This window comes from Ruegeria sp. YKSF131, assembly GCF_059612645.1.
The window spans coordinates 64,434-84,590 of the sequence record NZ_JBXWQZ010000013.1 but is presented as its reverse complement, the minus strand read 5'-3'; the positions used below and the strand labels follow the sequence as shown (position 1 = coordinate 84,590).

The following is a 20,157-nucleotide window of genomic DNA, read 5'->3' as shown; positions in this document are numbered from 1 at the left end:
AGATCTTTCCCGCACCGCAGCAAACGAGCAAAGCCTGACAAGAAAGGCACTCGCGCTCAGTTCGGTACGCCTCTCTCTGCGCCAGCAACACGTTGTTTTTCAACAATATCGGCTCTTTGCGGTCATTTGCTGAAGATGGCCTGATTGACTGCTACGCGCAGAAAAAGCGGACTTTGCAAAGTCCTGTTGTTCTACCTCAATCGCCCTTTGACACAAATCTTTTCCGAGTGCGATCACCCCGTGCTAGAAAACAATCCGGGTTCTTAAACCAAACAGAGTAATGCTATCCTGGTCAGGGTTCAGAAGCGGGTTGGAGATGAATTGTATCGAAGGCGTGATCTGCAGCCCGGGTGAGATTGAAAAGCGATAGAATGCTTCAAGCGTGAACTGATCGCCGTCTATGCCTCTTGCCTCAGCCCAGTTCAGACCCAGCCCGGCCAAATCGGTATTGCGACCGTAATAGCCGACACCGGCAGAAATGGACCGATCATAGAGTGCTGCTGTCCCTTTTGAGGCCCCTGCCCGAAAGAATGGCATCCACTTATTGTCAACAAACCATGCAGCAGAAAACGCGGCGCCGTAATCTTCTGGACGGCTACCATCATCAGCCGCGTCCGCATGCCAGAGGGTCAGATGGATATTGTCGAAGTAGATGCGATCAAAGCCAGAAGTGTAGCCGAGTTCGAGTGATTTGAATAAATTACCATCGCTGAACACATCAAAGTTTGGATCAGACGGGTCGGCATTTGCGTCTGAGACGCTCGCGACGGCGTAAAGGTTATCGCTCAGCTTTACCCCACCGGCAATGCCAATGCCTTGGTTGGGCGTGTTAATCGTCGGGTTGGTGTTGAAGGACAGGTTTTGGAAACCACTGTAGGGGCTTACCAACCCGTAAATATCCACAAAGTCGGTTACATCAATCTGCCCGACTTGCAGCGTCCACGAACCGTTCTCGGCCCTTTGGGTCCAGAACAGGTTGGTCAATAACAAACCATTATCGTTGAAGGCCGTCCCAGTGATCGAAAGCGCTCCGCCATCCAGCCCGAGAAACTGTGGGGCAACATCGGTATAGCTGTGCCGGTTTTCAATCTTGAATGTCAGGGAACCCCGTTCAGTTGCCTGCCAACTTCCGTAGAAACGAGCGATTCCACTTGCGGCTTCACCAGTTCCCAAATCAGCATTCGTGGTTTGGCCCAATGCCAAGTAATCCACGTTGAACCGAAACCCACCCTCAGCCAGCCGGTCTTTCCACTGAAACCAACCCGGAGCGATGTTGCGTGGAAAATCGGAACGGTACTGTGGGTCGGTCAGTCCATCTCCGGGCTGTAGATCAGCCTCGACCGAAGAAGGCCCAGACAGTCCTTGCGCCGAGGCAGCGCCAGCAACCGCAACACTCAATGTGACAACGAGAAGTCTTATCATTCAGACGCCTTTGCCCCGCCGGTCTTGCGATGACCCGCTGCAAGGATGCGATCAGCAATCGATGCCGCCCAATCATTTGTTGTTGGCGTGCTGGTCATCAGATCTCGCATCGTTTCAGTCTGCGAGACCTCCAAAACATAGCTGGAGCTCATTGGCACATTGCCGTCTACGATGCGGAAAGTGTAATTTGTTTCTTCAATTGACAGTTTGCCTGTCAGCCGCACCGGTTCGTGCATAGTGCTGGGGCTCCAGTCGTCAAAAACTCGCGCCCGGATCATCTGATTGGCGTTTGGCGGTGGGGTATGGCTGCACATGCCGCGTATGGGAACGAGGTAGACGACAGTGGTCCCGTCCGCTTCGAAAGGCGCTGGGATAGCGTAACCCGCCAATGTAACGATTTGACCATCAAGGTTCGGATTAGCCGCTGTTGCTGCTTTCTTGCGCCGGTCGGCGACGGTCCAGCGTTGGTCGATCAGCCAATCTGCATCAATCCCGTCTTCAGACAGTTCCTCAAGTGCCGCATTGATTTTTGCGGCACCGTCGGCCATCTGAGCCTCGCTGAGAGTGGCGTCGTTCAGCAGCTCCCTGTTTCGTACGATCGCCCGCAAGGATTCGATCTGTTGATAGTTCAAATCCTCAAAAGGATCCTCATAGGTTTGTGCCGACGGATCGATCAGATCCTGCCAGGCGATCTGCTCAGCCGAAGCGGGCGCGGCGAGCGGAACAAACAGCGTCAGAATGCTCATAGTCAGCAAACGATGCATCTCTTTCTCCAAAAAGTGTTTCGCGGGGCGGCCGAGGTAGAAAACCGCCCCGCAGGATCATCGGGTCAGCGTGTTCGTGTACATCACACCACCCAATTCAAATGTTTATGGATAAACAGCTGGTTCACGAACTGCCGGTCGGTACATAATGCTGTCGGTATCGACCATGGTGTTCTTGTAGGCGCGGCCATCCTTCATCACGAGTTGCAGCTTGCTCTCATCCAGGATCAGGTTGATGTCCTCAAGCGGGTTGCCGTCCCAGATCAGGATGTCGGCATAGCTGTCAGGCGCGATCTGGCCCAAGTTATAGGTCGGATAGGGGTCTTTTGGACCAGACCACTTGAGCACGATCCCCGCGTTGCCGGTCCAGTGCTTCAAGGCCTGCGCAGGGCTGAAACCCGCATCGACGTTGCAGGTGATGTCCTCCTTGATCTTCTCGACCAGTCCAGGGCTGAACATGTCCGACCCCCCCACAATGAACATGCCGTACTCATTCATCCACTTGGACATCCGGCGCACGCCTTCGCCGGCCGCTACGCCCTTGAGCTTCTGTTCATGTGTGAAGAATGCCGGCATGGAATCATAGCTACCGAAGGACTTGACGCTCATAAAGCACTGGAAGCTCCAGACAATGTCCTTGGTTTCATTGTATTTTGCGACCATTTTCTTCACCATGTCCTCGGAGATCAGGAAGCCATGTTCGAAAGAGCGGGTACCGAGCCTCAGGTGCCTCTCGTAGCTTTCGTCGTGGTACGCATGCACGGCCACATAAGTGCCGTTGTCACGTGCGATTTCGACTGCCCGGGCAACCTCGTCCTCGGCGAGCCCAAGAATCTCGAGCGGATCGAACTCGCTTGCAACTCCTCCGCCGCCCATGACCTTGAGAAAAGCCGCTCCCCGGCGCAAGTTTAGACGCGCAGCAAGCGTAACATCATCCACTCCGTCGACCACCCAAGTGTTGCCGGTCGCCTGCGCCATATCCAAACCGTTTTCGAGTATGTGGGGCGGTACGTTCCTTCCCGCCCAGTCACTGTGACCGCCAGTCTGGCCAATGGCGCCACCGGAGGAATATACCCGCGGTCCGCGAATGAGGCCCATATCGATGGCCTTGGCGACATCCAGCGGATCGCCGGCGATGTCCCGAACCGTCGTGATCCCCTTCATCAGCATGTGATCGTTCATGTATTGGATGGCAATTGCTCCACCAGCCGCGCCGTCCCAGCGGGTCTGATAGGCTGCTGTGCCTTCGGGCGCGTTGAGCATCACGTGTTGGTGCATATCGATCAGACCGGGCGTCATCACTTTTCCAGTTGCTTCGATGACGAAGGCGCCCTCTACCTCGATCGGATCGGTGGAGACCTGAGTTATGACGTTGCCCTCGACGAGCACGTTGGCATCCTCGATCAGATCCGGGCCGAACCCGTCGAACACATCGACATTGGTGAACAGGATCGGCGGCGGCGTATTATCCTGCGAAGCCGCAGGTGACGCGATCGCTAGCACTGCAACGACCGCCGTTGCGGTTATTGTCTTGGACATGATTTGTCGGACTCCCCTGGTCTTGTTTCGGCATGTGGGAGCCTCGGCCGATCATCGATTACTTTTTTTGTGCCTCGCGCACAGAATAATCATAGGCGGCAATGTTAGCTCCTCGCACTAAAAGCGTACTAGGTGCGAAAGAGGCCACCTAACAGTATTCCGGTTTTAGGATGAAATGGTAAATTTGCGGTCGCAAAATGGTAAATGCCTTGCGATACTGCGTCGTGTGCGCTCCGATAATGGTGGAAGGTGTTGGTCGCAGTCGTAAAACTTAGGTACGCGCTGAACTTCGCAATTGCCTGCGAAGACGCTGGCTGTGACCCAATGAAACTCCTGCAAGCTGTCGATATCGACGAACGTATGATGCAAGAACCGGAGTTGATGATCGCGGAGCACCAACTCTGGACAATCGCAAGCAAAGCCGCAACGAGTACCGGAAAATTCGACATCGGCTTTGATGCCGGATCCGTTTCCAGCGTGCAGATGCATGGTACCCTGCGGCAACTTTATGATCAGAAAACACTTATCGATCGCTTGGCCACCTTCTGCAATATGGCAAAGCTGGAATACAGCAGAGCCGATTTCTTTGTTCGCCCGGCCTGGAATGGTCTGGTTTTCGGCCGCAACGCCATTGTTGGCGATCGCGAGCAGGTCCGGCAGGTTGAACTTTATGTTCTTCAACTCATGCTAGAAACCGTCCGGAGTGCACTGGGGCCGTCCTGGGCTCCGAAGAGGCTGAACCTACAGTCGGATCATCACCTCGACCTCGAATGGCTTGCCCAATCCGCGGAAGCAAGACTTCGGTTTGCTCAGCCGGTCACGGAAATCCACATCGAACGCGGGGAAATGGTTTCAGAGGCCGTCATTTTGCCCGATCCTGCCACGCATGATCAGATGGTTCCCACGACGCGCGCCATTGCCGCGCTGGTCTGCACCTACCTCCACGATTCTCGCTTGTCTCTGCAATTCATTGCGCGGTTGCTTGGCCTGAGTGACCGTCACCTGCAGCGCGATCTTCAAAATGAAGGGACCAGCTTTTCTGAAATTCTGTCCCGGGAACGGACAAAAGCCGCAATAAACATGCTAAAGGTGCCAGAGTTAACGATATTTGAGATATCGAAATCCTTGGGTTACTCCAACCAGGCGCATTTCACGCGAGCTTTCATCAGAAGCACAGGAATGACACCATCTCAATTCAGGAGAGGCGTCTAAACTCAAAACATCTCTGCAAGCAAGATCTGCAATTTCGTTGGTTGCCAATGAGTTAAGACTCTTTGGGCTGAATGTAGCAATTGAGTTTGTACCAAATGTGGGCTCTGCATGCTCGATGTTGGAACTGCAATTTGGCTTTTAGGAAAAATATAACTTGCGAGTTTTTTCTGCTCTCAAGCTGATCAAACATACAACGCGTTTCCACAGCTAGTGCTGACGACGGGAGTAATTGGAAACAAAAGCAGCCACTCGTCTATCGCAAACAATTGGCTTGTTTGCCCCGGTGTTGATTGCCGAAAAGGGATGCAGCGAAGGATCGGTTTCGGATTGAGCCGATATACCGCATCCGAATGACCGGTTCGGTGAAGTGCGCTGCATCGCAATGATAGACGTGCCGCGCCTGTGAGCAGATGGTGCGCAAGCAAACACCCGGACAGGCAACGACGGAAAAGTCCGCGATCTGTGAGTTCGAGCGGGGCAGCATTTCGGCAGTGCGGCGAAAATCCGGTCTGGTGAAGCTGCGCCGCAGCGCTTGGCGACATCGGCAACGTCAGGAGTGGGCCGATCCCTGAAGCATACATGCGGGCTTCGACACGAGATGCCGCGCCGCATCCGACGGCAGCAGTGAGCCAAAGCGGCCACTTCAAAAAGACACGAACTGCTCGAGAGCCGCCGCTAGCTATGCAGCCGCGCGTGCAACTCAATCGGTGCGATCAAACCGCTCTCAATGTTGTGCACCATGTGACGTACTTTCAGCGCGGTGTCATCGCCCATGATGAGATGTAGACCGAGTGGCGGGGGACCGTCGGCCTGGCTTTGTGCGGCAGCAAGATCAGCGAAGAACTGTTTAGCAAACGCTGTACGGTCAATGCGTTCCCCAACCTCAAACCCCACCGATTTTAAGGCCGCCTCATAGGTTTCAGGCGGGTCCAACGCGCTTAGTTCACGAGATGATGCCCAAGGCGCCGGGTAATCCATTTGTCCGCTTCCGACCTGCATCACATCGTAGATCGCAAAGATGCCGCCAGGCTTGAGAACCCGCGCTGCTTCTCGCGCGATCCCAGTTTTATCGGCGATATTCATGCCGACGTGGATCATGTAGGCCGCGTCCATTGATGCGTCCTCAAAAGGCAACTCGAGCACGCTGCCTACAACCAATTCAATCTTGTCATTCAATCCCGTCCACTCGGTCAAAGCGCGCCCGGTTTCTACAAATTCGGGCGTCAGGTCGATGCCGGTGACATGAGCTCCTGTCGTTGCAGCGACAAAGCGGGCTGGGCCTCCCAGACCACAGCCGAGGTCCAGGACGCGACTACCCTTGGAAAGCTGTAGCGACTTAACAAACGGTTCAGTTGCACGACGGCCACCAATATGAAATTCGTCCACCGGAGCGAGTGCGTCGTGCGCAATCGGTGGTGTCAGATCCAGCGCCGCGCAGCCGTCAGAGATGCGTTTAAGCAGATGTCCTGAATGATAGTGTTGGGCGACCTCTTTCAGGTTCGTCATGACATAGCCTCCCCAATAGTGATGATGGCAGGATATATCAGCAGGGATAATATGTCAGCTTACCGCCCAGACTTGAGCGCGTGGCTTAGGTTGCTTCAAGCGGGTGCGTCTTCAGGGGCCAGGATCGTCATGCCGGCCTTTTCCGCCACCGCCATGATCGCCGGAATGTCGGGTGGCCCATCGGGTGCAGGAATATCCGTTGTGCCGTCCGGCATTGCTTCGCCCGCTTCGGTGAAGAATGTATCATGCATAGCTCCCGGAGCGTTGATGCATAGCAAGCGACCTGGAGTTTTCCCAATACAAGTAAACGCGTGCACCGCGCCATCGGGGACTTTCACGAAATCGCCACTGCTTACCTTTTTTGTCTCGCCGTTTAGGAAAAACTCAAACTCGCCTTCGAGCACATAGAAACTCTCATCTTCGCCAGCGTGATGATTGGGGGGCGCGCCGGCACCCGGGGCGGTCTTGATTTCAACGATTGTACAGCGATCTCCGGTTTCGGCTGGAAATGCGTGGAATTTCAGAAGGTTCCCTAGAAGGTGATATGTGCGAGGGCGAGATTGCGTCATTTCAACGACTCCCTTTACTTCGATGAATGTACCTTTATGATACACATATCCACTCATGAGACAAGTTTATCATTAAGGAACATCGGTGTGGCCCCTCGAACCAATCAAAAGAACAGGACTAGAGAGGCGTTGCTGGCGGCGGCACGTGAGCTTATGTCAGAGGGGGAAAATGTGACGCTTGCCAAAGTAGCAGAGCGCGCGAAAACCGGTCGGGCAACGGTATACCGGTACTTTTCCGATCCCGGCGTGTTGGCCCTCGACGCGACCCTCGACATAGAGGTGATGCCGACCGCAGAATTGCTGGAAGGACTTGAGGATGTACGCAACCGTGTGCACGCGGTTGCGCGCTACTATCTGGATTTCTCCCGCAAACATGAGGCTTTCTTTCGCCAGTTTCTGGCTGAATCGCTGAAGGCATCACTGCAAGACGGCACTGTCAAAATGCGTGGAGCGAGAAGGGTCGCGGCATTTGGAGAGGCCCTTGAACCCGTTTGCAGCTCGATGAAACTGAGCGATTACGAAGATCTGACACTACGTTTGGCCATGACAACAGGCATAGAGCAGTTTGTGATATTGGAAGATATTCTGCGCGTAGATCAGCAAAAGGGGTACCGGCTACAAGAAGGTCTCGTGGACGCTCTGCTTAACCAGTACCTGCCGAAAGTGTGAAACGCGCCAGCAACGCAATTTCGGTTAGATGGGCGCTTTTTAGCTGTGCAGATGCTCAGCTAAACGTGTTGCAATGCAGCGAACGACAGCTATGTCGAAGGTTTTTCGATGCGGGCCGCGGCGCATCGTTGGCGTTCGTGTGTAACCCGGCCCGCGTTGAATAACCTGACAAGGAGGAAGCCGCGGGAGGCTGGGCGGCGTCTATGGGGAAAGTATGCTGCGGGTGATTGCGGGAGCCGGTTCTGAGCGCCGACCAGGCAGGAAGCGCCGGTTGGGGGCGGTTATCCAGCGGGCTGTGTTCGCGCGTTCCGGGTGCCGTCGGAGCCGTTGACCGGGTGATTGCGGGCTAACCACAGGACCGGGCGTACCGGGGGCGTTCCGGAAAACGAATTGGAACCGGGGTAGTCTTCGCGGCATGGACGGGCGTTTCGTCATGCGGCTTGCTCCCTGGGTGGCGCACGGCTCATCGGTTTTTGCCCGCGCCGGAAAATTTCCACGATGCGCATCGGGCCGCCGCAGCAGGGGCACGGCTCGCGCAGGGTGAGCGGAGCGGTCTCAGCAGTCTCCTGCGTTTCCTGTTCGGCCAGTGTCTGCACAAGCAAGTCGCGGATGCGGGCGATGGTGGTCTTGCGGGTGGCGCCGGCCAGCAGGCCGTAGTGGCGGATACGGTGAAAGCCGTCGGGCAGGACGTGCAGCAGGAACCGGCGGATGAATTCGCCGGTCTTGAGCCGCATCACCTTCATCCGGTCGCCGCGCTTGATACGGTAATCCTTCCAACGGAACGCAACGGTCTCGGCATCGGCGCTGACAAGGCGGTGGTTCGAGATCGCAACGCGGTGGGTGTATCGGCTGAGATAGGCGAGGACAGACTCGGGCCCGCCGAAGGGCGGTTTGGCGTAGACGACCCATTTGGTCTTGCGGAGCGGGGCGAGGCAGGCGGCGAAGGCCGCGGGATCGGCCAGTCTTTTCAGATCACCGAAGAACTGAAGCTGCCCTGCCTTGTGCAGCGCCGACAGCCCTTCCAGGAACAGGCGCCGGAACAGCCGGGCCAGGACGCGCACGGGCAGAAGGAAACCAGGGCGGCAGGCGATCCAGCGTGTAGCGTCAGGTGACAGGCCGCCGCCGGGCACGATCATGTGGACATGCGGGTGGTGGGTCAGCGCCGAACCCCAGGTATGGAGTACAGAGGTCATGCCCACGCGGGCGCCAAGGTGCCGGGGATCGGCGGCGATGGTCGTCACGGTCTCGGCTGACGCTCGGAACAGCAGGCCGTAGACCGCCGTCTTGTTCCAGTAGGCGATCCGTGCGATCTCCGCCGGCAGGGTGAAGACCACATGGAAATACTCCACCGGCAGCAGGTCATCGGCCCGTGCTGCCATCCAGTCGCGCGCGGCCGGCCCTTGGCACTTCGGGCAGTGCCGGTTCTTGCAGGAATTGTACGCGACATGCCGGTGACCGCATTTGGCGCAGGCTGCCACATGCCCGCCGAGCGCCTCGGTCCGGCAGGCTTCAATCGCCGACATCACCCTGAGTTGGGTGAGGCTGACATGCCCGGCATTGGCCCGCCGCCATGCGGGACCATGGGCGCGAAAGATGTCAGCGATCTCAAGCCGCGGGCGGGGCACCACCCTGGTCCGCTACTCCCGGCTTCGATCCTGCAGCTTGGCCAGCGTCTCGTAGGGGCTCGCCGTGTCACGGATCAGCTTCGTGGCGACATGTGTGTAGCGCTCCGTTGTTTCGAGTTTGGCATGCCCGAGCAGGACCTGGATCACCCGCACATCCGTACCGGCCTCCAGAAGGTGCGTCGCGAAGCTATGCCGCAGCGTGTGCAGCGTGCTGCCCGGCTTCTTGATCCCCGCGATGTGCTTTGCCGAGCTGAAGGCGCGGTGGAGTTGGCGCGACGAGAGGGGGTTGATCTTGGGCTTGCCCGGAAACAACCAGCCCTCAGGCCGCGCCTCGCGCCAATACTCGCGCAGCAGGTTCAGCAATCCCGGCGACAGCATGACCTTCCGGTCCTTCCGCCCCTTGCCCTGTTCGACATGAATCAGCATCCGGTCGCTGTCGATATCGCTGACCTTGAGATTGCAGACTTCCGAGGCCCTGAGCCCGGCACCATAGGAGATGCTCAGCGCCGCCCGGTACTTCAGCCCCGGTCCTGGCGCGACCCGCAGCAGTGCCGCTACTTCCTCGGCGCTGAACACCACGGGGAGCTTGCGCGGCTGGGTGCGGAACTGCATGTGCCGCTTCATCTCGCCCCGCCCGCAGGTCGTCTCGAAGAAGAACCTCAGCGCAATGATGCGGGCGTTGTAGGTCGGCGGCGTGACACCGCAGTCGGTCATGTGAAGCTGGTAGGCGCGCAGATCGTCCGGCGTCGCGGTGTCCGGCGACCGTCCCAGAAACGCTGCGAAGTCCTTGATCGCCCGGATGTGCGACTTCTGAGACTTGTCACCCAGCCCCTTGATCCGCATGTCCTCGATCATCCGCTCGCGCAGCGGCGTTGTTCTCTCCTCCGCCATGGGAACCTCCTGTCTTTCGATTGAGAGGTCCCAATCGTCAGACAGCCGCGCCCATTCCCAAATGCACAGGGGTCAGATCAATGCAAAACGCCTGCCACAGGCTCCAATGCCGCGCGAGCGGCTTCGTCCTTGTCCCGCTTATGAGACATCGGAAGCTGCAGCAGCGAATGGCCGGTTCCTGCAGGAGCGGTCGTCCAGGTCCTTAAGCGGACTTCGCCACGCGGTCCCGTCGTCTCGAATGGCTTCTAAGTGCGGCTTTGCGGACATCTGACCAAACCGCTCAGATGTCTCAGAAGAGCCCATGGCGGTCGTTCAATCGTCCGTTGAATGCCCTGCCGCAAATTGGGAGACCAACCAGATTATGGTATTCTGCCTGGCGAGAGAGGTACCCGAAGGATGATGGGTAAAGATCACAGCCCTCGGGGTATGGGGGCTGCATGCAAGACTTGGGAGGGCACGCGATGGACGATGAAGCAGAAATTCGGACGCTGATCGGCGATCACTTCGAGCCGATGAGGTGGGGCGAGGATAGCGTGCCCGATTGGGACAGGTTTCGGGAAGACTTCTTGTCCGAGACGATCCTATGCGGTGCGGCCCGACCCGTGCAGGTTCGACCGCTCGAAGCTTTCATCGACAGAATGGAGAATGTCGCGCGAAAGAACCTGCACAGCTTCGAGGAACATACGCGTGGCATGAAGATCATGCGCTTTGGGAACATTGCCGTGGTGCTGGCCATGTCAGAGCTGACTGAAAACGGCACTGAACAGAACGTTGACATCAGCGGCTATCTTCTCGTGAAGTCAGACGGCCGGTGGTCGATCGCGGCTCATGCGTGGGATCAGGCAGGGCCAGATAATCCTGTGCCCGATGACCTGCGTTGACGTCAGCTCCTGCGGGACGTGCGGGTTTGCCCGTGGAGCGCCTGAGTGACGAAGCTCAACCAGTGACGACTTCGGGCACAAAGCAGCGTTCGCACGCGGTTTCCACGCGGCCCTGCAGCGAATGGCTGCCAAGAGCGCTCGGACATCGCCGACACTTCGTGCTAACCTCTTCCCGGTTCGTCTCGATTGATTGCTGGCAGTGACATGGCGCACATTACTCATTTGAGGTCCATTTGCCCGCTCGCGGACCGGACCGTAGTCGATATCGGTGCGGGTGATGGGGTCTATTCGAAACAGCTTCACTCGGAGGGGGCACAGGTCACAGCCATCGAAATCGATCCGGAGAAAGTCTCAAATGCCCGATCGAACCTGGCGCCAGACATCAACGTGATGCTCGGCGCGGCAGAGGAACTGCCCCTGGGCTCAAATTCGCAGCAATTGGCGTGCCTGTTTTTCTCGCTCCACCATGTGCCCGCCGATCTCCACGCGCAAGCCTTTGACGAGGTTTGCCGGGTACTTGAACCCGGGGGGCGACTGCATGTCGTCGAGCCTTATCCCTACGGCACGATGTTTGATGTGGTTCGGATGGTGGAAGACGAGACGGACGTTCGCGCCAAGTCCCACGACGTGCTGAACCGGCTCGAAACGGATCTAAGATACCGCCTGTTGGACAAGCACGACTACGTCCTGACGCGGGAATATCCGACGTTCGATTTCTTCGTGGACAAGATCGTTCGGCCCGATCCGGATCGTTCAGCCGCCTACGAGAAAGTCGCCGCGGAGATGCAAACGATCTACGACCGTGTCGTTGAGAGCTCTGACGGCAGAAAGGTCTTGCACCAGCCATGTGCAGCGTACCATTTCGAGGTTTCGGACTGAGCATGCCCCTACACAGCGATATGCCAGTCCTGAATCGTCGCCTCCGCAGCGCGTCAGTCAACCGATGTCTGGGTGCCACCGAGCAGCGAACGACCGTTTCGTCTCGAACGTCCGCCATCCGACGTCCCATGAGCTTGTGACCGCGTGGCGAAGGAACAGAGTTTCTAAGCCTGACAAAAGGTCAGATGCTGAGGTATCCTGGACTGGGAACTCGGCAAAACCCAGCCCGGCCTGTTGTGCCGGATGACCATCGGAGAAGAGAATTTGTCATGCCCGATAGTGCGCGTTGCCCTGGGCGAAGGGCGGAGCCAGGAACAGAAACGTGCGGTCGCGAAGGAGATAACAGAGGCCTTGATGCGCCATTGCGGCGCGGAGCCTGCTGCCATCAACATAATCTTCGAAGATGTGCCGCTCGATCAGTGGCTTCTCGGGACAGACACCGTCACGAAGACCTAGGACCATCCTTTCAGCTTCAAGGGTAACCTGGCATTGGAGCTGCGTTCACCTCGATCGTGTTGAGATCGGGATCAAGCAGATAGAGTTGCGGGAACCCGGCGAGGCCTTCCCGCAGAATGATCAGTCTTTTTCGGTCACCCTCTGGCAAGTCCTCCCTAAATCCAGCCGCTTCCAAGCGTTCGACCATGTCTTCAAAGTTATCCGTCCAGAATGCAAAGTGAACGTCAGCAATGTCAGGTGACGACTTGGTGCGAAAGGTTCCGGCTTCGTTCAGCACCAGGTGAATTTGGCGATCGTCACATGCCAACCAGACTCCGGGTATCGAAAATGGCGGGCGATCAAGGCGTTCCAGGTTGAAAAGACTTTCATAAAAGGACGCTGACACTTCAACATCCCTGACGGGATAGGAGACATGATGAAGTAATAGTCTGGGCATAAAAGCTCATTTCTCAAAGTCTTGGATGTGAATGATAGCAGATGTGGCACCAAATGTCCGTTTCGTCCGCATTGCGGTCGCTCGCGACATTCGGGCGAACGTCCGAACTGAGCCGATATTGTTGAAAAACAACGTGTTGCTGGCGCAGAGAGAGGCGTACCGAACTGAGCGCGAGTGCCTTTCTTGTCAGGCTTTGCTCGTTTGCTGCGGTGTGGGAAAGATCTTGGCCAGTTTTCGGAGGTTCTGGGCGGTGGCGGCGAGGAGGAATTCGTCGGTTGCACCACAAGGGCCACGTAATCGGAGTCGTCCCAGCCCGAGAATGCGTTTGAGGTGGGCAAACAGCATCTCAACCTTCTTTCGGAGCTTTGCCGAGACTTTGTATTGGGGCGTTTTGCGGGTTTTGTCAGAAGAACTTGGCTTGAGGCGGGCAGGGCGGTTGCGTAGCTTTTTCCCATGACCAGACCTGCCTCATTCAAATACTTCAAAACCAGCCCCGAGATAATCCGCCTTGCGGTGACGCTGTATATCCGTTTCCCGCTCTCGCTTCGAAATGTCGAAGATCTGTTACACGAGCGAGGCATCGACGTGAGCCACGAAACTGTCCGATATTGGTGGAACAGGTTTGGCCCTATGTTTGCATCAGAGATCCGAAGAAAGCGTGTTCAGCAACTCAGAGCCTTTTCAAAATCGAAGTGGCACGTTGACGAGGTTTTCGTGAAGGTGAATGGCATGCGGCATTATCTTTGGCGGGCTGTGGATCATGAAGGCGAGGTGCTGGAAGCCGTTGTTACCAAACGCCGAAACAAAGCTGCAGCGCTGAAATTCCTCAAGAAATTGATGAAGCGACATGGTTGCGCCGAAGAGATCGTCACAGATCGCTTCGCTTCCTACATGGCTGCGCTCAGAGAAATGGGCGCGCTCGAAAAACAACAGACGGGAAGGTGGCTCAACAACCGCGTCGAGAATTCGCACCTGCCGTTTCGACGACGCGAACGCGCGATGCAGCGTTTCAGGCGAATGCGAAGTTTGCAGAAATTCGCCTCCGTCCATTCCTCTGTCTACAATCACTTCAACCAGGAAAGATCGCTAGCCAGTCGAGACACCTTCAAGCTGACCCGCACCGCCGCTCTCGCCGAGTGGCGTCAACTTTGTTCCGGATAGGTTCGCGGTTTCCGCGGCAAACTGAGACTGGTTCGAATTCGTCTGACAGCACCGTTGAACCGTATCGCGCCGATTGAGGAGGGCATTGTGGCACCCATGCGCAACGCAAGATGACAATTTTGGACTGGACTGAGCGATTTCACGGGACAAGCCGCCTTCCGAAGGCTGTGCGTGAAAGGTTACGTACGGCGGCCCGTATTGTGCGGTGCCCAAAAGGCGCTCAGGTATTCGGCCCTGACAACGTCCCCGACAGCCTGTTGTTCTTGTATGACGGACGGATCCGCGTTTCTCAAAGTTCGGATTCGGGCCGCGAGATCGTGCTCTATCGGGTCGAGGCGGGGGAAAGCTGTGTGCTGACGACGGCCTGCATGCTGGCAGAAGAAGCATATAACGCTGAAGGTATTGCCGAAACCGACGTAACGGCGGTGATCTTGCCGAAACATGCCTTTGACCGTCTGGTCTCGGAAGAAGACGCATTTCGTGAGTTTGTGTTCGAGGCCTACTCGCGCCGGCTGATTGATCTGTTGCGGGTAGTCGATGACGTGGCATTCGGGCACTTGGATATTCGCCTTGCTGAACGCCTTCTGGTTCTGTCCGGGGGTCGGGAAGACATTCAGGCGACGCATCAGCAACTCGCCAGCGAACTGGGCACCGCGCGTGAAGTCGTATCGCGGATTTTGCAGGACTTTCAAAAACGCGAGATGATTACCCAATCGCGGGGGCGCATTACGATAACCAACAAGGCGGCTTTGGAACAGTTGGCTCAAAGCACCTGACCATTTCGGGAAATTTTCCGGTTTCGTGACTTTGTCACTGAAGTCGGGGTTTCAAAGTTATATTTACTCCTCAACTTTTCATGCCGCCATGGTGATTGCAGGTCTCACGCGAAGGCCGGATGAGGGTTGGCAGAAACGGAGGAGACAAAGATGAATGACCGCAATCCCGCCCGGACGTTCGGCGGCATCGCCATTGCGTTGCTTGTTGCTGCTTTGGTCGGCGCGGCTGGCAGTTACATCTTTCTGATGTCCGGGCACGGGCATCGCCAGGGAATGACCGGTGAACGGGCAGAGCATCGTCACGGTGCAGATGGGCAAGGCCACGACGAGGTCAACATGCCGGGGCTGAGGAGCGAGAACGCGACGCCCGAGGAAAGCGCCGAGCTGGCTGTGATGTTCCGCAATTTCGATACGATCACACGCGAGGTTGAAAACCTTCCCAACGGTATTCGCACTGTCACAAGATCTTCCGACCCGGATGTCATGGATGCTCTGGTCTCCCATGTTGCCGGGATGATCGATCGGGTGAGTCGCAAGGATGATCCGATGATCATCATTCAGAGCCCGACCCTCGACATATTTTTTCAACATGGCGACAAGATCACCTCGGATATCGAAGTGACCTCTGAAGGGATCGTAGTGGTGCAAACATCTGACGATCCGGAAATAGCCAAAGCCATGCATATCCATGCGGCCGAAGTGAGCGCGATGGCGGATCGCGGCATGGACGCCGTCCACGAAATGATGATGACACGCGGCGGAAACGGGTAACGGATCCGCGCCAGTTAGGAGGCAAGATCATGAATGATCAGAAGTCAATCGAGATACACAACCAGAAAATGGCCGACGCGATAGCGACGCCGATTGGAAGCTACCCAGTTGATCTGAGCGTGAAGCCCGATGTTCAGGGTTTTTACGACGAGGCGACGGCGACGATCAGTTATATTGTTGCGGACCCGACCTCGAATGCCTGTGCGATTATCGACAGTGTCATGGATATCGATTATGCCGCTGGCCGCATTACGTTTGGCCATGCCGACATGCTGATTGCCGAGGTTGAGAAGAGGGGCCTCAAGCTGGAATGGATCATTGAGACCCACGCCCATGCCGACCACCTGTCAGCCGCGCCTTACATCCAGAAAAAGCTGGGCGGCAAGATCGGCATCGGTGAAAACATCAAGATCGTGCAAGACGTGTTTGGCAAGATCTTCAATGAAGGCACCGAGTTTCAGCGGGACGGCAGCCAGTTTGACGCCCTGTTCGTCGATGGCATGACCTACAAGATCGGCAACATGACCGCCTTTACCATGCATACGCCGGGCCACACACCCGCCTGCATGGTGTATGTTGTCGGGGATGCAGCCTTTGTGGGCGACACGTTGTTCATGCCTGACGGTGGCTCGGCGCGGGCCGATTTCCCCGGGGGCGACGCGGGGACGTTATATGACTCGATTCACAAGGTGCTCAGCCTGCCGGACGAAACCCGGCTATTCATGTGTCACGATTATGGTCCCAACGGGCGTGACATCCAGTGGGAAACCACGGTGGCCGAGGAGAAGGCCCACAACATTCACGTGGGCGGCGGCAAGACAAGGGACGAGTTCATCAAAATGCGGTCCGAGCGCGACGCGACACTGGCAATGCCGACACTGATCGTCCCCTCGATTCAGGTCAACATCCGGGCGGGCGGCATTCCAACGGACCAGGACGGGAACCAGATGCTCAAAGTCCCAGTCAACAAGCTCTGAACGCAAGAGGCACCCATGGACATCAGAAAGATATCAGGCGCAGTTTCGGTGTCGCCGCAGATTACGCCAAATGACATCGAGGCGATAAAAGGCGCGGGCTTTCGTGCCATCATTTGCAACCGTCCCGATGGCGAAGGTGCCGATCAGCCGACTTTCGAGGAGATCGAGGTAGCTTCGGAAAAACTGGGTCTCGAGGTGCGCTATGTTCCAGTGCAAACCGGGATCGTCAGGGACGAGGACGCCGAGGCCTTTGGCAGCGCGCTGACCGAGTTGCCGGGTCCGGTTCTGGCCTATTGCCGGACCGGCACGCGCTCGGCCACTTTGTGGTCGTTGAACGAGGCGGCGCACAAGCGTCCGGTATCCGAGATCCTGTCAGCCACCAAGGTCGCCGGTTATGACATGAGCGGCGTCGCCCGCCGCATTGCCAATGGTGGGAAAACGCCGACCGACACGGGCGACGCATCCTTCGACGTGGTTATCGTGGGCGGTGGGGCAGGCGGTATTGCCACTGCGGCCAGCCTGCACGCGCGCAAATCCGACCTGTCGATCGCCATCATTGATCCGTCTGACGTGCATTATTATCAGCCCGGCTGGACTTTGGTGGGCGGGGGTGTCTTCTCAGCAGAACAGACCGCCAAGACGATGGGATCCCTGATCCCGCGCGGGGTGAAGTGGATCAAGGCGGCAGTTGCTGCCTTCGAGCCGCTGAACAATGCCGTTATTCTGGATGGCTGTCGGGTGGTGAAATACGACCGTCTTGTCGTGTCTCCGGGGCTCAAGCTGGACTGGAGCGCGGTCGAAGGGCTGGAAGAAACCTTGGGCCGCAACGGGGTGACCTCGAACTACCGCTATGACCTGGCGCCCTACACCTGGCAGCTTGTCGAAGGGCTTAAGGAGGGCCGGGCGCTGTTCACGCAGCCGCCGATGCCGATCAAATGCGCGGGTGCGCCACAAAAAGCCCTATATCTGTCGGGCGATGCGTGGTTCCGGCGCGGCGTTCTGAAGGATATCGACATCCAGTTCATGAACGCAGGCGGTGTGCTGTTTGGGGTCAAGGACTATGTCCCGGCGCTGATGGAATACGTCAGAAAATACGACGCCTCGCTGAATTTCTTTCACAATCTGGTGTCGGTAGATGGGGCGGCGAAAAAAGCGACCTTTAAGGTTGAAATGCCGGACGCCGAGCCCGAGTTGGTCACAGTCGAGTTTGACATGATGCATGTCTGCCCGCCACAGGTCGCGCCGGACTTTATTCGCGTGTCACCACTGGCGGATGCTGCGGGCTGGGTCGATGTTGATCAGGCGACACTGCGCCACAAGAGTTTCGACAATATCTGGTCGCTGGGCGACGTGATGAACGCGCCCAACGCCAAAACCGCAGCGGCGGCGCGTAAACAGGCACCGACCGTGTCCGATAATATCGTGGCAGATATTCAGGGCCGCGGCCCGGTTGCCGCCTATGACGGCTACGGCTCGTGCCCGTTGACGGTCGAGCGTGGCAAGATCGTTCTGGCCGAGTTCGCTTATGGTGGGGTGATGACACCCAGCTTCCCGAAAATCCTGATCGACGGAACCAAACCCAGCCGGTTGGCGTGGCTACTGAAAGAGAAGCTACTGCCGCCGATCTACTGGACCGCGATGCTGAAGGGCAAAGAGTGGTTGGCCAAGCCCGAACCACTGAAGGTGGCGACCGATTGACACCTCTCGAAACTGACACCGGAAGAACCGGTTTAAGTTCTGGTCTGTTCCGCCTTCACCAAATGTGCGACGGGCCACGGTATGGCGGTCAGAGCCTTCCGCGCTCTGGCCGCCGCTTTCTCAGGACGTGAACCCATGCAGAGCCTTTTACGTTTCCTTCCTATTCTTGACTGGGGTCGCCAGTATAGCCGGGCGTCGCTGTCGAATGATCTGATCGCGGCTGTGATCGTCACGATCATGCTGATCCCACAGTCCTTGGCCTATGCCTTGCTGGCAGGGCTGCCGCCTGAGGCCGGGATCTATGCTTCGATTCTACCGATCATCCTTTATGCAGTTTTTGGCACCAGCCGGGCGTTGGCGGTGGGGCCGGTGGCGGTTGTGTCGCTGCTGACAGCCAGCGCCGTGGGGCAGGTGGCCGAGCAGGGCACGGCCGGATACATGGTGGCGGCACTGACACTGGCTTTCCTGTCGGGTGGGTTTCTGGTGCTGCTGGGCGTTTTTCGACTGGGCTTTCTGGCCAATTTCCTCAGCCATCCTGTCATCGCAGGCTTCATTACCGCGTCGGGTGTCCTGATAGCGACCAGCCAATTAAAGCACATTCTGGGTGTCAGCGCCCATGGGCATACCCTGCCAGGGATGCTGGGCTCAATCTTCGAAAACCTTGGGCAGACCAATTGGCTGACGGTAATCATCGGCGTGCTGGCCACTGCGTTCCTGTTTTGGGTGCGCAAGAACCTCAAACCCGCGTTGCGGCGCATGGGGGTGACACCCCTGCTGGCTGACGTGCTGATCAAGGCCGGACCAGTTGCTGCCGTGGTGGTGACCACAGTTGTCGTCTGGGGGTTCGGGCTGGATGCGCAGGGCGTCAAGATCGTCGGCGACGTGCCTCAGAACCTTCCGCCGCTGACTTTTCCGGGGCTGTCCTCGGACCTCATCGGTGCATTGCTGGTACCAGCGATCCTGATCTCGATCATCGGTTTTGTCGAAAGCATCTCGGTTGCGCAGACGCTGGCTGCCAAGAAACGCCAGCGCGTGGACCCCGATCAGGAGTTGATCGGTCTGGGCGCAGCCAACCTGGCCGCGGCATTTACCGGCGGCTTTCCGGTCACCGGCGGGTTCTCACGCTCGGTCGTGAACTTCGATGCGGGGGCGGAAACCCCGGCGGCAGGCATATATACCGCTGGTGGTCTGGCGATTGCCGCGCTGTTCCTGACACCGCTGGTGTACTTTTTGCCCAAGGCCACCCTGGCCGCGACGATCATTGTTGCGGTGTTGAGCCTTGTGGACATGTCGATCCTGAAAAAGACCTGGGGATATTCGCGCGCCGATTTTATCGCCGTAGCCGCCACCATCGTTCTGACTTTGCTGGCCGGGGTCGAAACCGGTGTGGCCAGCGGCGTGGCGATTTCGATCCTTCTGCATCTCTACAAAACCTCGCGCCCGCATGTGGCCGAGGTCGGGCTTGTGCCGGGCACGCAGCACTTCCGCAATATCAATCGCCACAAAGTCGACACCGAGCCGTCACTGGTGACGCTGCGGGTGGATGAAAGCCTGTATTTCGTGAACGCCCGTTTCCTCGAAGACCTGATCCAGGCGCGAGTGACCGAGGGCTGCGAAATCCGCAACGTGGTTTTGATGTTCTCGGCGGTGAACGAGGTCGACTTTTCAGCCCTCGAAAGCCTTGAGGCCATTAACCACCGCCTGCGTGACATGGGCGTTGGTCTGCACTTGTCCGAAGTCAAAGGCCCCGTCATGGACCGCCTGAAACAGTCGCATTTCCTCGACGACCTCAACGGGCAGATCTTTCTCGCCCAGTACGACGCATGGCAGCGGCTGACCGCACCGGAGAGGGTAACATCAGCGGCAGAGTAACCAGAGCCGAATTAGGGCCAGAATCCCGTGAGAAGTTCCGATGCGGGCTTAAT

At 57.4% G+C, this 20,157-nt stretch carries 19 protein-coding genes and 1 pseudogene; 11 read left to right on the top strand and 9 right to left on the bottom strand.

What is annotated here, in order from left to right; translation table 11 throughout:
• Positions 1 to 243 precede the first annotated feature (243 nt).
• The 3 genes from AC2FLZ_RS06915 to AC2FLZ_RS06905 all read right to left on the bottom strand — a co-directional run bounded on the left by AC2FLZ_RS06915 (position 244) and on the right by AC2FLZ_RS06905 (position 3,725).
• Positions 244 to 1,212 carry a carbohydrate porin gene (locus AC2FLZ_RS06915; RefSeq protein ID WP_480556046.1) on the bottom strand — a complete coding sequence of 323 codons (969 nt, stop codon included), beginning with the start codon at positions 1,210 to 1,212 and terminating at the stop codon, positions 244 to 246.
• A 206-nt stretch (positions 1,213 to 1,418) separates the two neighbouring features.
• Positions 1,419 to 2,186, bottom strand: coding sequence for a DUF3299 domain-containing protein (locus tag AC2FLZ_RS06910; protein ID WP_496716320.1), 768 nt, complete (start codon positions 2,184 to 2,186; stop codon positions 1,419 to 1,421).
• Positions 2,187 to 2,291: 105 nt separating this feature from the next.
• Positions 2,292 to 3,725, bottom strand: coding sequence for an amidohydrolase family protein (locus AC2FLZ_RS06905; RefSeq protein WP_209503344.1), 1,434 nt, complete (start codon positions 3,723 to 3,725; stop codon positions 2,292 to 2,294).
• Between the two features lie 324 nt (positions 3,726 to 4,049).
• Between AC2FLZ_RS06905 and AC2FLZ_RS06900 the strand changes: the two genes are divergently transcribed.
• A complete protein-coding gene (locus AC2FLZ_RS06900; protein ID WP_480556044.1) occupies positions 4,050 to 4,937 on the top strand; it encodes a helix-turn-helix domain-containing protein in 888 nt (295 codons plus the stop codon).
• A gap of 675 nt (positions 4,938 to 5,612) precedes the next feature.
• On the opposite strand, the gene AC2FLZ_RS06895 is transcribed toward AC2FLZ_RS06900, so the two are convergent.
• Positions 5,613 to 6,443 carry a class I SAM-dependent methyltransferase gene (locus tag AC2FLZ_RS06895; protein ID WP_209598739.1) on the bottom strand — a complete coding sequence of 277 codons (831 nt, stop codon included), beginning with the start codon at positions 6,441 to 6,443 and terminating at the stop codon, positions 5,613 to 5,615.
• Positions 6,444 to 6,538: 95 nt separating this feature from the next.
• On the bottom strand, positions 6,539 to 7,012 hold the full coding sequence (locus AC2FLZ_RS06890) for a cupin domain-containing protein (RefSeq protein ID WP_480556043.1): 474 nt from the start codon (positions 7,010 to 7,012) through the stop codon (positions 6,539 to 6,541).
• Between the two features lie 36 nt (positions 7,013 to 7,048).
• On the opposite strand from AC2FLZ_RS06890, the gene AC2FLZ_RS06885 reads away from it, so the two are divergent.
• Positions 7,049 to 7,681: a TetR/AcrR family transcriptional regulator gene (locus AC2FLZ_RS06885; protein ID WP_496809259.1), complete on the top strand. Its 633-nt coding sequence runs from the start codon at positions 7,049 to 7,051 to the stop codon at positions 7,679 to 7,681.
• Positions 7,682 to 8,112: 431 nt separating this feature from the next.
• On the opposite strand, the gene AC2FLZ_RS06880 is transcribed toward AC2FLZ_RS06885, so the two are convergent.
• Both AC2FLZ_RS06880 and AC2FLZ_RS06875 read right to left on the bottom strand, forming a co-directional pair.
• Complete coding sequence (locus AC2FLZ_RS06880; protein WP_480521400.1) at positions 8,113 to 9,306, bottom strand: IS91 family transposase; 1,194 nt, start codon at positions 9,304 to 9,306, stop codon at positions 8,113 to 8,115.
• A 12-nt stretch (positions 9,307 to 9,318) separates the two neighbouring features.
• A complete protein-coding gene (locus tag AC2FLZ_RS06875) occupies positions 9,319 to 10,197 on the bottom strand; it encodes a tyrosine-type recombinase/integrase (RefSeq protein WP_480521402.1) in 879 nt (292 codons plus the stop codon).
• A 461-nt stretch (positions 10,198 to 10,658) separates the two neighbouring features.
• On the opposite strand from AC2FLZ_RS06875, the gene AC2FLZ_RS06870 reads away from it, so the two are divergent.
• From AC2FLZ_RS06870 to AC2FLZ_RS06860, 3 genes are all read left to right on the top strand, one after another.
• The gene (locus AC2FLZ_RS06870; RefSeq protein WP_496881991.1) at positions 10,659 to 11,078 is read left to right on the top strand and encodes a nuclear transport factor 2 family protein; all 420 of its coding nucleotides are present in this window, start codon (positions 10,659 to 10,661) and stop codon (positions 11,076 to 11,078) included.
• A gap of 204 nt (positions 11,079 to 11,282) precedes the next feature.
• Positions 11,283 to 11,957 carry a class I SAM-dependent methyltransferase gene (locus tag AC2FLZ_RS06865; protein ID WP_496881990.1) on the top strand — a complete coding sequence of 225 codons (675 nt, stop codon included), beginning with the start codon at positions 11,283 to 11,285 and terminating at the stop codon, positions 11,955 to 11,957.
• 243 nt (positions 11,958 to 12,200) lie between these two features.
• Positions 12,201 to 12,413, top strand: a complete 213-nt coding sequence (locus tag AC2FLZ_RS06860; RefSeq protein WP_496881989.1) for a tautomerase family protein — start codon at positions 12,201 to 12,203, stop codon at positions 12,411 to 12,413.
• Positions 12,414 to 12,429: 16 nt separating this feature from the next.
• Here the strand turns inward: AC2FLZ_RS06860 and AC2FLZ_RS06855 are convergent, their stop codons facing one another.
• Entirely contained in the window at positions 12,430 to 12,849 is a 420-nt protein-coding gene (locus AC2FLZ_RS06855) for a VOC family protein (protein WP_496881988.1), read from the bottom strand.
• A 186-nt stretch (positions 12,850 to 13,035) separates the two neighbouring features.
• Positions 13,036 to 13,266, bottom strand: a pseudogene (locus tag AC2FLZ_RS06850) (transposase); the annotation flags it as partial.
• 36 nt (positions 13,267 to 13,302) lie between these two features.
• On the opposite strand from AC2FLZ_RS06850, the gene AC2FLZ_RS06845 reads away from it, so the two are divergent.
• The 6 genes from AC2FLZ_RS06845 (at position 13,303) to AC2FLZ_RS06820 (ending at position 20,104) form a co-directional block, all read left to right on the top strand.
• A complete protein-coding gene (locus AC2FLZ_RS06845) occupies positions 13,303 to 14,010 on the top strand; it encodes an IS6 family transposase (protein WP_496881987.1) in 708 nt (235 codons plus the stop codon).
• A 110-nt stretch (positions 14,011 to 14,120) separates the two neighbouring features.
• Positions 14,121 to 14,786 carry a Crp/Fnr family transcriptional regulator gene (locus tag AC2FLZ_RS06840; protein WP_480516433.1) on the top strand — a complete coding sequence of 222 codons (666 nt, stop codon included), beginning with the start codon at positions 14,121 to 14,123 and terminating at the stop codon, positions 14,784 to 14,786.
• Positions 14,787 to 14,936: 150 nt separating this feature from the next.
• Positions 14,937 to 15,557 carry a hypothetical protein gene (locus AC2FLZ_RS06835; RefSeq protein WP_496714581.1) on the top strand — a complete coding sequence of 207 codons (621 nt, stop codon included), beginning with the start codon at positions 14,937 to 14,939 and terminating at the stop codon, positions 15,555 to 15,557.
• A 92-nt stretch (positions 15,558 to 15,649) separates the two neighbouring features.
• Complete coding sequence (locus tag AC2FLZ_RS06830) at positions 15,650 to 16,534, top strand: MBL fold metallo-hydrolase (protein WP_496881992.1); 885 nt, start codon at positions 15,650 to 15,652, stop codon at positions 16,532 to 16,534.
• A 15-nt stretch (positions 16,535 to 16,549) separates the two neighbouring features.
• Positions 16,550 to 18,232: a bifunctional protein tyrosine phosphatase family protein/NAD(P)/FAD-dependent oxidoreductase gene (locus AC2FLZ_RS06825; RefSeq protein ID WP_496881986.1), complete on the top strand. Its 1,683-nt coding sequence runs from the start codon at positions 16,550 to 16,552 to the stop codon at positions 18,230 to 18,232.
• 135 nt (positions 18,233 to 18,367) lie between these two features.
• Positions 18,368 to 20,104 (top strand): SulP family inorganic anion transporter, encoded by a 1,737-nt coding sequence (locus AC2FLZ_RS06820; RefSeq protein WP_496881985.1) that lies wholly within the window; start codon positions 18,368 to 18,370, stop codon positions 20,102 to 20,104.
• Positions 20,105 to 20,157: the final 53 nt, after the last annotated feature.